At 31.1% G+C, this 14,193-nt stretch carries 11 protein-coding genes; 8 read left to right on the plus strand and 3 right to left on the minus strand.

Annotated elements, in window-relative coordinates; translation table 25 throughout:
- Positions 1-38: 38 nt before the first annotated feature.
- From GW846_02670 to lgt, 3 genes are read right to left on the minus strand one after another with little or no spacing between them, the layout of a single operon-like run.
- Positions 39-3,974: a LysM peptidoglycan-binding domain-containing protein gene (locus GW846_02670; protein NDK09658.1), complete on the minus strand. Its 3,936-nt coding sequence runs from the start codon at positions 3,972-3,974 to the stop codon at positions 39-41.
- A 46-nt stretch (positions 3,975-4,020) separates the two neighbouring features.
- Positions 4,021-4,572: a rhomboid family intramembrane serine protease gene (locus GW846_02675; protein NDK09659.1), complete on the minus strand. Its 552-nt coding sequence runs from the start codon at positions 4,570-4,572 to the stop codon at positions 4,021-4,023.
- Positions 4,556-5,308 carry a prolipoprotein diacylglyceryl transferase gene (lgt, locus tag GW846_02680; protein ID NDK09660.1) on the minus strand — a complete coding sequence of 251 codons (753 nt, stop codon included), beginning with the start codon at positions 5,306-5,308 and terminating at the stop codon, positions 4,556-4,558. Before lgt ends, GW846_02675 begins: the two co-directional genes overlap by 17 nt.
- A gap of 210 nt (positions 5,309-5,518) precedes the next feature.
- Here lgt and GW846_02685 point away from each other — a divergent pair, with 210 nt between their 5' ends.
- The 8 genes from GW846_02685 to GW846_02720 all read left to right on the plus strand — a co-directional run bounded on the left by GW846_02685 (position 5,519) and on the right by GW846_02720 (position 14,145).
- Positions 5,519-7,882 carry a peptidoglycan DD-metalloendopeptidase family protein gene (locus tag GW846_02685; GenBank protein NDK09661.1) on the plus strand — a complete coding sequence of 788 codons (2,364 nt, stop codon included), beginning with the start codon at positions 5,519-5,521 and terminating at the stop codon, positions 7,880-7,882.
- A 30-nt stretch (positions 7,883-7,912) separates the two neighbouring features.
- A complete protein-coding gene (locus GW846_02690) occupies positions 7,913-8,119 on the plus strand; it encodes a hypothetical protein (GenBank protein NDK09662.1) in 207 nt (68 codons plus the stop codon).
- 81 nt (positions 8,120-8,200) lie between these two features.
- A complete protein-coding gene (locus GW846_02695; GenBank protein NDK09663.1) occupies positions 8,201-9,229 on the plus strand; it encodes a hypothetical protein in 1,029 nt (342 codons plus the stop codon).
- Positions 9,230-9,236: 7 nt separating this feature from the next.
- Complete coding sequence (locus GW846_02700; protein ID NDK09664.1) at positions 9,237-10,610, plus strand: hypothetical protein; 1,374 nt, start codon at positions 9,237-9,239, stop codon at positions 10,608-10,610.
- A 69-nt stretch (positions 10,611-10,679) separates the two neighbouring features.
- The gene (locus GW846_02705; protein NDK09665.1) at positions 10,680-12,911 is read left to right on the plus strand and encodes a DNA translocase FtsK; all 2,232 of its coding nucleotides are present in this window, start codon (positions 10,680-10,682) and stop codon (positions 12,909-12,911) included.
- A 114-nt stretch (positions 12,912-13,025) separates the two neighbouring features.
- A complete protein-coding gene (locus tag GW846_02710) occupies positions 13,026-13,250 on the plus strand; it encodes a hypothetical protein (GenBank protein NDK09666.1) in 225 nt (74 codons plus the stop codon).
- Between the two features lie 29 nt (positions 13,251-13,279).
- Positions 13,280-13,699 (plus strand): hypothetical protein, encoded by a 420-nt coding sequence (locus GW846_02715; GenBank protein NDK09667.1) that lies wholly within the window; start codon positions 13,280-13,282, stop codon positions 13,697-13,699.
- A 62-nt stretch (positions 13,700-13,761) separates the two neighbouring features.
- Positions 13,762-14,145, plus strand: coding sequence for a hypothetical protein (locus tag GW846_02720; protein ID NDK09668.1), 384 nt, complete (start codon positions 13,762-13,764; stop codon positions 14,143-14,145).
- Positions 14,146-14,193 lie beyond the last annotated feature (48 nt).

The following is a 14,193-nucleotide window of genomic DNA, read 5'->3' on the forward strand; positions in this document are numbered from 1 at the left end:
GAAATAAAAACAGAAGAATTCTAATCCTTCTGTTTTTTTTATTCAGCTGCTATATCTTGATACATATTTTCAATGTTGTTTCAAATTACGCTTACTTGTTTTTCTCTCCTTTGTTCTAACATAATAGTCTCAGAAAGTGTTTTATTAGTGACGTCTCGAACAAGCTGAGTAAGTGAATCAAAAAAATGATATTGACCGTCAGCATAGTTTATTGACTCAGAATTATCAAGAATATTAGTAAGTACTAAATTTTCATTGTTTTTGAAAGCTTTAAAATGTTGAATTCATTTATTTCATTTGATAGTATAGTTTCAATCAAAATAGTTATTTTCTATTCATGTTCAATGCTCATTGCTTAGTACAAGTCATTGATAATTAAGTACTGTTTTCATATAAGCATCAATATCTCATAGAGAAATTTTTTCAACATTTTCTCACATGATAGTTTCCGCTAAAACTGTGTTTTTTTTAAGTGTTTTTCTTTTTCTAGATTCTATTCATTTTTGAATATTATTTTTTCTATTTTTACTATATTTTATACTTCTTTTAACTTTTCTCTTAATAATTCAAATTGGTAATTGTGCTATTTTTCAAAGAAGGAGCATTATAAGTATTCAAGGAGCTACAAAATTATTTGCAGTCATTTCTGGTTGCTCTATTCTTTGTTCAATATCTGACTTATTATTTACATATCGAAACAGGGTCTTGAAGTAGGTATTATCTTGAGATTGGTACTCTCAAAGAGTTGGAAGTATTGAGTCATCTATATTTTTACTACTTAAAAATCAACGTGTATGTTCACTTTTCAAAAAATCAAAGATAAGAGAACTGTAGTTCTCTGGAAATTCAGTGAGTGTGGCTAGTATTTTTTTAATATCTATAACTTCTTTGTATTCAGGATACTCTGAGAGCATTTGTTGATAAATAACTATATTTTTTCTAAATTGCCCTCTTCAATATTCTATTTGATCGAGAAATCATGATCACTTATCTACTTCAGGATACTGCGTTTTTCTGTATCCAGGATATATGATATCAAGGGTAGTAATAATTCTTTGAATATAGTTTTCTGTTATTGCTAGCAGTTGTGTCCCTTCTCACATATTGTTTGCAAGCATAGAAGTTTGAGCAAAACGAATTCGCATATTATCATCGAGGTTTTCAATACTTCATCATGAAAGAGATATTTGTGTTGCGATATTTTCGAAATGCTCTTGAATTTTGTAGTTCATCATTTCAAGAGATAAAATTTTTCCTATGATATTACTATGAGTTCCATCATCTAATCGTAGTAGTTCTTTTATTTTTTCGAAAATTTTTCTCCCATGAGATGACGAATCCTCAGTGTTTAGTAATTCTTGAATTTCTTGTAGCACTTTTAAATCAGCTTCCACTATATCAGGATAGTGAGAAGATATAGATTCAATAAATCAAGAATATTCACTATCTTTATTTGTAATGCTAGCTACTATTTCTTTTAAATATTTTCAAGGCCATATACTTTCATAATTTGGTCACAGTAAATTAAAAAATCGTAGTTGATAATCTCAATATGAACTTATTGTTGGAATATCTCTCGGAAGTCACAATTCTTCAAAGAAATCTGAAAATCAGTTTTCTTTGAGTAATGTATTGAGTTCTTGAGTGTATCCATATTGCTGAACATAGTAAAGGATATTTTTAATTCATCGTCTTGATGTGATAGTATTGTCCCAAATCATCCAAACTATTTGTTTATATGCCTCACTACAATCGTTGCATTTTTGTATATAGGATTCACTTGCTAATATGTATGACAAGAGATATTGCATCGTAGGATTTGTACTTGTCTGCTCTATGAGTTGAGTATCTAAACTTAATTCTCAATTTTTATCTAGTAAGACAAACCCTTCATCATAGATATTCATTGATAAAATCTCTAGTGAGACAATTTGTTTATCAACAGATAATAATATTGCTTCTCAAGCAGGAATATTTCAAGATGCAATTTCATCTGAAAATATATTCTTAAGTAAAGCATTTTTTTGAATTCTGTCAAAATCTCAGAGTTTACGAGCGAGTTCAGGATTTGTATAACTTAACTGATATTGAAGTTGATACAATAGGCTTGCTGTGGTATCACCTGGGAAAAATTGTACTTGAAAAAATGGAAGTTTCTGCAATTCTCATGATTCACAAAATACTTGTAAACTATTATAATAATCAATTTTTTTCTGGGAAATATACTCTCTATAGACTTCAGGTATATTATCAGATTTAAATAAATACATAGGTGCATTAATCTTTGTAGAACCTGGATTCCACTCTGCTCAGCCGTTTGTTTGATATCAGTACATTTGGTACGCAAGCGATTGGAGTTTGTATTCACTTTGTACTCAATATTTTTCTTCTTCACTGAGTCTGTTATAGTCTTTGTCTCAATATAATTTTTCTGATATTAAGCTATAGAATACATCAGTAACTTTATCATTTTCTCCGAGATAAAATGTTTCTTCTGGCACTATTTTTTTAAGTATTTCTCAGTATTTTCCTGAGTATCATAAATTGAGAATATATTCTGGAGTTTCAAGTATCTCTGTTGGATAAAATACTTCTAGAGAGAGCACTGCCCAAAATGGCATGAGTCTCATATTCATATTTTCTTTGATATCTTCATCTTCTGAAGTATTAACATGAAAACCATCAAACACAATACTTCCTCAGAACTGAATCATATCAGTTGAATTAATTCATATTGTCGGGTTTTCAAACTCTCAAGCTATATCTATTTTTTCTCAGTTTATATATAATTCAATGAATTGTGTGTAATTTTTTAAGTTATTTTGTATGACTTTAAATGAATTTGGTGTCAAAGAATTCCACATACCTCATAAATCTTGAGAGACATACGTAAGGTAATCAAGTACTGAAACTCACTCTTGAAATGTATCAATTTTTCTGCCTCATAAAAATGGCTTAAATTCCTGAGCTTGAAATGGATCATTTACTGACTCTCAAACATATGAAAATACATGAGAATTTGGATTTGCTCCGTTTTGAAAAGAGTTGATATCTGGTATTGCGTTGGTATACAGAAAGAATGCTGGTATTTTAGAACCGGCAACTCCATTTTCTTGTAAATACTTTTGCATTTCTATGAGATATTCTCAGTACGCTTCTCTGGATTCAGATTTTATAGGTATAGATCACTTACTGAGTCTATTGACGAACATTCACCGAGCATCAAAAAGTTGCGTATATCATACTTTTGTATATCACTGTGTAAATTTCCATGCGTCCATTCATTCAGTGAGGAGCCATTCAAGTACTTCTATTGGTAAATTTTTATCCAATCAGATGGCATATCTATCAGATCATCGGCTGAGATTTGCACATATAACAAGTTTTTGTAATTCTATATCTACAATCCTTGGTCAAAGTGCTCTGGGAGAATCCTGATACTCTAAAAGCATGGCATCGTTAAATGCTTGAAGTCATATTCACACTGGTAGGCTTGGGAAAAGTTGGAATCAAAATCTTTCTAAAATTTTATCATGTTCTCAATTATCCCAAAGTTCAATGATTTCTGCATAATCACGCTCTTTTTGTATTTTTTCTCTATGCAGTGCAATAGTAGCCAAGTCTTGTTCATTTGAACTTGGGACTAAAAAAGTTTCTCATAATTTGAGTTGATTTATATTTCTTTCTGGATAGAGATATTGCCATACAAGAATAATATCAGCATAGGGAACTCCTATTTTATTTGATATTCACGAAAGAGTATCTCATCAAACAACAGTATAAGGTACTGTTAGTTTTGAAAAATCTATTGGCCCTATATCACAGTACATAATTGTGTTCAAACTTTGTTGAGTTTGAGCTACAGCATTATCGGCTTGAAAAGATAGTCACAGTGATATTGCTCACACCTTAAGTGCTTTGAACAGTGATTCTTTTGGTGATAACTCTATTCCATCAGAATTGAGCTGCGACATATATGAGGATTATTTATGTATAATATAGTATATGATATATATAATATTATCTTAGTCAATACTTAGTAAATTTTAATATACCCCAATACAAAACTCATGAAATGATTCAAAAAAAGTGACCAACAAAACTGATTCAAGGGGCAAATCCTATAACAATATTAAGTACCATAGCAGTAATTCATCACTTGTATTCAGGATTATTTTTACTCCATAGTTGAAGTGTATAAAAACTTAGTAGTGCCATTGCAAATCAACTGATTCAAATGGTAACTCAATCTGACAGAAATGTAACTGCAATTCATGTTGTTATAGCAGAAAATATAAAGAACAAGATCATCTTATTTCTGCCTAGTATCACTTCTACTATATTTCCAAAATAATATATAAAAACACTATTAAATAACAGATGCATCCATCAACCATGAAGAAACTGAGATGTAAATAGTGTTATAAACCAAAATATATAATTTCAATTGTCGATGTAATAGTTACTGAGTCAGAGAGTAGGAATTATATTTAAAACTAAGCTCATTCAAGTAAACAGTATACTTACAGCAATCAGTACATTTGAGACTGTAAATTTATTTTGTTGTATCATGAGTTTTTAGATAAAAATATAGATAGATTCACACGAGTATCATAGGGATACTTAACAGACTTCCTTGAGTTAGAAATCCAAAATAATATCAAATTTGTGGATCAGGTACCCTGAAAAAAAGTTCTACTATAGTTCTAAATGTTCCATACAAGATGAGAAATAGTGCAGCTAGCTTGCCGTCAAATCAGATTTTTTGAGCCACAAGTTTCAAAATTACAAAAATTACGAGTCATTCTAAAAATGCTTCTAATAGAGGAGAAGGGAAATATGATCATGAACTTATTTGTACAGCGAGTGGTCCTGTATAGGGAAATCATAGTAACTCTTTGTTGAGATAATTTCATATTCGTCCAAAAAAAAGTCAAACAGGTATAATCAGTGCTATATCATCAGCTAATTTCCAAAAATTAACGTTTTTAAGTTTTGCAAAGACTACGAGAGCAATTACTACTCAAAGGAATCAACCGTGAAAGCTCATTCCTCATTCCCAAACTCTCAGTATATTACTTGGTTCACTTATGTATTTTCACAGATCGTAGAAGAGAATATATCCAATTCTACCTCAGAGTAACACTCAAGCAAATATATAAAGAAACAATGATTCACGTTGTGACTCAGTATATCGTCATGTTTTTTTAAGTGCCCATATTCAGTACAAAAATCAGATTATATACATCAGACCATAGTATGTAGGAGCAAGAGTAAACCCAAATATATCAAGTTCAAAAATTTTCATAGAAAGTTAATAAGAATATATTAATGATATTTGACAATAGTATTTAATTGTGTTTTAATATATTTACAGAAATAAATTATGTACACATATAACAAATAGTCAATACATGTATATTCTGTAAACTTCTCTTATTTTAACCAATTAAGGAAGTCGGTCAAAGGATAGTACAAAATACTCATGTATTGAATATAATATTTCTAAAAACCTTGTATGAATACTCAAATACAAAAAATGTTAAGTTACATCGTTTTAGTCCTGTTATTTTGAAATTTAGTGCCAGTTACTACACAGGCAGCAGAATCAGAAATAATATATCCACTAAAACAGATGTCTAAATTAGAGTGTAGATTCGAAGAATTTGGAACTTTGGATTCAGATTGTAAACAAGATTTTCTTGTTCTCAATACTGGAGACTACCAAAAATACGCAACTGCTGGAGGATGATATAATGATTTTACACGTATTTATACTGTACTATGGGGGTCAAGTTATAAATACTGATGGGATGTATGAAGTGGATGACACCAAGGGACAGATATAGCCACAGCAAAATGAACTCCGGTGTATAATATTGCTGATGGTATAGTTATAGAAGCGTGAAAGGACCTCGCTTGGGGAAACTATATCTCTATCGAGCATACAATACGATGAAAAAAAGTTGTGTCTAATTATGCTCATCTCTCTAAAATCCTCATTAAAAAATGAGATTCTCTCAGAGTTTGAGAAAAAATTTGAGAGGTGTGAAGTACATGAAACTCTACAGGGAATCATCTACATTTCCAAATAGACTTAGAAACACCATTTCATCCATATTATTATGATTATGGTGATTGCCCGTATTCATATTATCAAATTACTGAAAAAGGTGTATGTTTCAACGTGTTAGCAAAAAATACACTTGATCCACTTGCATTTTTAGAAAGTAATGGAGCTATATTAGATAAAATTAGTACAACGGTATCTAAAAATACAAATAAAAATAAGACTCCAACTTCAAGTGATACATTTAAAAACAACACGAACTATATTTTTAATGTAACAGTATATTATGAATATGGAAACGAAGGAGACGTGAGAGAAGTACAAAGAGTTATGAAAGAACTTTGATATTATGATTGAGATATAAATTGACAGTATAAAGATGTTGAATCTTCAATTATTAAATATCAACTTGAGACCAATGTTATTAGCTCTCGAAGTGATGATGGAGCAGGTTGGTTTGGTCCAAAAACTCGTGCTCAAGCAAAACTTGATTATTCTAGTCTTGCGTACCAAGAAAATAAATCTGATGCTTCCGATAATGATACTGTAGTAGAAAATAATACGAGTGAAGTAGTTACACAAACTATTTCTCGAGAAAAACTTCTTACAAGAGAAGAAATTGAGGCCAGAGAAGTGAAAGAATTTTTAGAATCATTTCAATTAAACTTTATTAGTCCTATCTCTCAAATTTCTCAAAATGAGAACAAAGTCACTACTCTTGAAATATTAGATAGAAGAGGAAAGGCATTTAAGTGAAATACTCCAGGGAATATTAGTTTTGAATATGATGAAACAAAAGTTCAAGTGTTTCCAAAAAGTTTTTATAACTTTACAAATGGTACGAGAGATATAACAATAACTGGTCTCTCAGCAGGTCACACTAGTATAGATATAAAAGTATGAGAACGAGTCGTTAAAACCCTCTCTGTATCAGTGACTGGTGCTGGACAATTGCCTGAAGTAAAGAGTGCGAAGCTCTATATCAAGGATCAGGTGGTACTAGGTGAAAGTACTCCATGAATTGTCCTCATGAAAGATCAATACGGAAACAATATGCTCAAGGCAGATTATAAGTGAAACTTCACCATTAATTCTGACACATCATGAGACATACAATACTGTATTAAACGAGGAGAGATAAAAGATATCTTTCAAATCTATAAACGTAGATGTTATGATGAAGAATTTACAGACTCTCTTAAATTTTCTTATAGTGATACTATCGGATGACTTCTCTTATTTGAATACAGAAGTCTGAGTCAAACAAAGTCACAACTCAGTGTTAAAAATCTAAATGCAACTCTCGCATTTAGTGATATAAAAGTAAATACACCAATTGGACTTGCTCAAAGTCATCCATATTATGACTCAGTTATAACGATGATAGAATCTGGTATTGCTACCTGACTCAATAAATGATACTTTCTAGAGGATAGAGACCTCAAAGAATATGACGCAGTGATGTGGATAAGAAATAGTATAAAGAATAACAGCACACTCAGACCACTTCTCAAAGACTTAGCTGCAGAGCCAGCATCAAATACTACTACTATAAACAGAGAAGAGTTTCTAGAACTCACTCATAAGTATCTCTGAACAAATATTATATCAAGTACAGGGAAGCAGTATAGAGATTTAGAGGCTGTCACTCAAAGCAAAGTTGCGAATCTCTTAGGTGCTCAGTACCAATGGAAGGATCAATTTTGAGAAAATTATTTCCAACCAGATAAAACTCTCAGCAGGGGAGAGGCGAGTTACTTTTTGCAAGCTGCTCTCAGTGCACAGTGACAACTTACCGTAGCCAGAAACTAATACACTTTATTTATAATTAATTTTTGAAACATGAAAAATACACAAATACAAACTATGAATTTGGCTCCAGAAGTTTCTGAAGCACTATGACAATACAACAAGAGTATTAATGCTGCACTTGAGGCAGTGCAAAAACTAGAATCTATTGCTATCACAGCTCGTCTTGCGAAGATGTTTGGATCACAGGATTCTCAAACTGCTCAAGTAATCAGACAAGATTATCTCGTAGCTGCATAAATTATTACAATATAAAAAAAGAGATTTGCAAAAGTCTCTTTTTTTATTAGTTTTATATATACATATTTATAAGAATATTATTTGAATATCTTAAATACAATAGTTACTGAGCCACAAAAAGAAATCTTGGATTTTAGGGTGAATTGAATGAAATCTGAGACTGCTCTTGAAATTATTTGAATTGTGTATGGATATCCGAATTTATCGATATCTCCTATTTTAATATATCAAATTATGGTAAAAAATAATACATTATACAGTGATATTTCCCCTGAAATTTTACAAAAAATACCAGCATATTTATTACAAGAAATTTGTATGCAAGTATGATTGATATTTTTGGAAGGGAACGATGAAGAAAAAAAAATAACTGGCCAAGAATGGTGATGTATTTTATTAAATGAAATTTCTTCACTCGAGACTGTAAATACTAAAGTATCTTCCAGAAGTAGTACATTATTTTTGAAATATAAGAGTGAGATTAAGAAAATAATAGAAAACCCTACAAAAATATTACTCAGCTCTCTAAAAAGTATTCTAAAAAATGATTTAAATAACTCCTATAACTTATGACTTATTTGTGAAATAGTGAGACATTCAAAGTGAAATCAAGAAATATTACAACTTTTAAAACGACATTGAATAGAAACATTTAAAAAAATGGACTGAGATTTTGGCTGAGAAAATTGACTCGTATTAAATATTAATTGATACATGTATGTTGAATTTTTCTGAGCTATTATTTTAAAGAATAAATTACACTCAACAAATTGAAAACAATATTATTGACCATTTGAAAGATCAGATTGAATCACGTTACTCTTAGAACTTCATGGAGATACCTATTCATTTTTAAGACTTGAACTTGCTGATAACTCTCAAACGGCAGAAAAACATGATTATGGGCTCGTTGAATGAAATTTTTGATATGACATAGTCAATTTTAGCAAGTGAGAATATCATCAATTAAATGGTATTGTACCAAATAAAATGCAAGGAGGAATTATTAGATTATTTCTCAATCTCTCACCACTTACATATATCGATTATGATGGAGATGAATTTTCTGAACTAAAGGTTGTTTGAAATAAAGACAGGATTAATAATTAAAATAATAATGACACAAGACAAGCAATTAAGTGAATTAAATCAACGAGAACTAGAAGAAAGAGATGAAAATATATCAATTCTTTTTCAGCAAGAAAAAACTCTTGCGAATATGCTTCAAGTTCTAGAAGTGAATCAGTCAGATGATACAGTATTTTTAGATGGAGTTATGAATGTATTTCTTGGTAGGGTCATTTCTTGAGAACAATATTTTACCTTAAAAAAATATATAGATACGATTGATTTTACTGATAAGTGTCGTAATTTTATTTCTCAAAGTGCACAATGATATAAGAGTAAATCTTTTAGTGACAAAGATATTTGAGATATGATGCTCGATACACAAGAACATTTTGAGTGAATATTACAAAAATATAAAATCTTTGAGCATTTAGATGATGTTGATGCATTGAATTCACAGTATAGATTAACATTGAAAAGTGAGCAGTTTTGAACTATTCTTGTTCCAAATGATAACAATACAATTTATCTCATAAATAAAGGACTTCTCTATACCTGCGATGAGCAATTACTTTGCAATGGTGAAGCTTTGTATCTTTTTATTTTATATGACCAAATTGTTATATTAAATTGAAAAACTCTTCAGCTATTTTCTATTCCATGAGTGTATAGATGAAGCTTTGAATCAAACTGATTGAATTGGATTAATGCGTCGCAAGGAAATAAAGAATCAATTACTATTTTAGAATCAAGAGATCATTTTGAAATATTGAAATACACACAGCGAAATTGATGAGAAATTACTCGTTTCCAAGATATTTACTGAGATATAGATTGAAATATAGTGTGAGTAGTTGTGTTTTGAATTGAGTTCTACATTGCAAATGAGTGAAATATAGAATCATGAAAAGAAACAAATACTCAAGTTCGAAAAAAATACTATGAAAACTTAGCAGATTCAAATTGAGAAATTATATTTACATGTTATGGAGAGATTTTAGATGTTACTCAGACATCATTTGATACATTTATTTTATACGAACAAGAATATTATGATCAAGATTCTGATACTGGAACGACTCATATAAGAAGCGTGTACTCACTTAATGAACAAGATATAGTTCTTGAGCTTCAATGATGAAAAAAATGAAAATATGTAATTGTGAAAGAAAATGATAACTATATCATTTTAAATCATACTTTGCAGTGAGATTATATCATGGATTTGAAATCATGATTTAGTGCATCAGAAGTCCATGAGTTATCACTTGATAAGAATAGTGAATATACCATGATATCTTTTACACATCCAGATTCTTGAGAAAAAGTGTACATATGTACAAATTATTCCTCGAGTTCATTTCTAAAAAACCCAGAAACTTGAGTGTCTGAAGATTTAGAGTTTCATTTTAGATACCATTAAACTCCCTTGAATTGGGAGTTTTTTTGTATATACTGAGTATCATACTATTACTGCATTACACAAGATACCGTGGCAAGACGAAAAAAATGACTGCTTTCTCAAATTCCCGAAGATTATAAAACAACAGCATTTGCGCTCGTTTTTTTATTTTTATGAGTGATAGCATTTCTATGAGACACAAATTCACTTATATGAAAATACCTCTTTGGATTTTTAATCCAAGCTTTCTGAAGTCTCTATATATGGATATTTTCTCCTGTTCTGATTATCCTTGCGGTGTTTTTATTCAAGGAGAAAAATCTACATTTTAATAGCTATAGAGCCACGTGATTATTATTTTATTTTACCTCGCTTACAACACTCATAGGTTGGTACAATATAAACTATCAAGCTATTTTAAATCTCTATCCAGTATTAGAAAGTATACTTTGAAGACTTCCACTCTTATTTAGTTTCTTGATATTATTTTTCGTTTCTCTCTTTATATTATTTCGATATTCTATCGTACACCACGCGCTTGATACCGCAAAAGTACTTCCAACCTTTAGCGATTTCAAAGATAGCTACGCTTCAGAAAAAAAACTCACTAAAGCACAAAGAGAAGCTCGATGATCAGTTGCAAAATCAAAAAGACTCTCAGTAGAAGAAAAGAAAATATCAAAAGAATCATCAAGTCTTGAAAAACAACTTGAAGAACTCAGAAGAGAAAAAGAGCAACTTGCTCGGATGAAACAACCCAAACAACTCCAACTTGAAAAACAGAAAAATAGAAAAGTATCTGTCTCAGGAGGGAATAGTGGTGGAGCAATTTCCTCACTCTTTGGAAGTAAAAAAGAAATCAATCCTGCCTGAAAAACTGAAATCCCTGTGAAGACATTTAGTAATTGGCAACTTCCTAGTCTAGATCTTTTGACAAAACGAGGCACAGATATTCCAGTAGACGAACATGAAATAAGAACGAAAGAAATAGAAATACAAGAAAGTCTCCTACAATTTGGGATACAAGTAACGATGGATTGATACAAGGTTGGTCCAACCGTAATACAATATCGACTTAAACCGAGTAAATGAGTGAAGCTTCAAAGTATCGTAAATCTCAAAAAAGATCTCACACTTGCCCTTCACGCGAAAAATATTCGTATTCAAGCACCCATCCCAGGTCTCTGAGTAGTTGGTATTGAGGTTCCAAATGAAGAGCGACAAACTATAGGACTCCACGAGTTACTTTCTGATCCATGATTCCAAAATAAAAAACTCGATATTCCAATAGCCATATGAAAAGACGTCTCAGGAAATCTTGTGTTTGGTGATCTCACGAAGATGCCGCATCTCCTTGTAGCTGGACAAACAGCTTCTGGAAAATCTGTAGGGATGAATGGTTTTTTGATATCTATGCTCTATAAGTTTTCACCATCTGAGCTCAAGCTTATCATGGTCGATCCAAAGCGTGTGGAGCTCTCAGTTTATAACGGTATTCCTCATCTTCTGACTCCAGTTATTACCAATCCTGAAAAGGCACTTAATTCACTTAAGTGGTGTGTAGCAGAGATGTTACGTCGATATGATATGGCAACCAAAGTAAATGCTCGTAATCTCAAGGAATATAACGCAAAAGTAACAAAACAAGAACGACTTCCATATATTGTCATCGTTATTGATGAACTTGCTGATCTCATGATGTCTGGTCAGAAAAAAGAAGTAGAGTGAAATATCGCTCGTATAGCGCAAATGGCCAGAGCAGTCGGTATGCACTTAATTGTAGCAACGCAACGTCCATCGGTCGATGTTATTACTGGTCTTATCAAAGCGAATATACCATCTAGAATAGCATTTACGGTTGCTTCTCAAATCGATTCTAGAACGGTTCTTGATAAGATGGGGGCAGAGGACTTACTTGGACGTTGAGATATGCTCTATTTCCCAACAGGGAATCTATCTGCTGAGCGTGTTCAAGGTATGCTGGTAGAAACTGATGAAATAGAAGCAGTCGTGAATCAGCTCAAATTGACCGTGGATCCAGATATGCTCAAAAATATGCAAGATCCAGAAATAGCAGACGGGAAATCATCTACAGCAGGTTCTATCATGGAGTGATACCAATGAGACCAAGATGAATCTCCAGAAATTATAGAAAAAGCGATTCAAGTAGTCAAAGAATCTAAAAAGGGAAGTACTTCTCTCATCCAACGCAAGCTTGGTCTTGGGTATGCGAGAGCAGCCAAGGTTCTTGATATCCTCGAGGAGCTCTGAGTTGTTTGACCTGCCAATGGGAGTAAGCCAAGAGATGTGTATGTTGATTAGTTTTTAGAGCCAGAAATGGTTAATCTAGATAGAAGCAATTTACTTTTTTAGAGTAGTAAAAAATATAAGAATTCATAATATATATAAATAAATTAAATTATTAAAAAAATAAATATGACAAAAAAATCACAAGATGAAATAACTTCGATAAATGAAGAAAATAAAGATTTATGAGTTGAAAATGAAGTGAAAGAAGAAGAAAAAGAAAAAAAAGCCATTCCAGTAAAACAACATCTCAGGTTTAATCATCCAGCTAATAATACAAAATTTTGACCAGGAAATAAATTTGGATGAGCAACAGGAAAACGAATGGGAAGAGCAGCTCAAAGAGGAAGATAGTAATAAATAGTATATAAATAGAATTTATAATGCCTAGATTTAATTGAAATAAGCCGAGTTTTGATAATGCAAATATAAACCACTGCATCATACGTGCAGCAAATAGTAATACTATTCCTTATACTGATTTAAAAAAACAATGAGTAACAAATAAACCAAGCTATTTTAATGAGGGCTGAGATCTGAGTGACGCGTATATAAAATGTAAGGTTGAATTAATTCTTGGATTTGTACAATTAGCTCAAAATCATTCTTCGCATCTTCCAGATATACACATAAATTCTAAAATGTTACGAGATGTGAGTGCAAAAAATGACGAAGAGTTGAGATCGGATATAGCTACTGCAAATGCTTCTCAAGTAATGACTAATCCGCATTTTTATATAATATTAATTGATCAAATTACCTCTAGAGTGTTATTAAGTCTTTGAAATCCAGATTTAGGGTAAATAATCTTGATTGCTTTTAAGATGTAGTATATAATTAAGTTCTTATATATTATATATTTTATATGGCTCAAATTCTGAAATTCACTCCTAAAACAGATGTTTCCTGTGTTTTGATTGAAAATCCATGCCAAAAACTATCTCGTAGTATCAAATGAGAAGTTATTGATATAAATAGTATTTTAACTCCTGATTTTGATTCAGAAGCTATGAGAATTAAGGTTTCAAATATAGATACGATACTTATTGATAATCGAGGATCCTATTTTGATAAAGATTTATCAGTTGAGGAACGTGATGGTATTTTAAAAATCATAAACTTAAAAGATACTGAATTACGAGATATTATCATGAGATTTAGAGATTCAGAGGTATTAAGATTGCCATTTTATTACCAACAAATAGTAGAAGAATATATTTTTAGATGAGAACAAAAGTACCATTTATAAAGTATTTTTCTATTTCTTATTGTATCCTTAAGGAGTGTTAATAATATA

This window comes from Candidatus Gracilibacteria bacterium, from assembly GCA_010119145.1.
Taxonomy (GTDB): Bacteria; Patescibacteriota; Gracilibacteria; order BD1-5; family UBA6164; genus JAACSU01.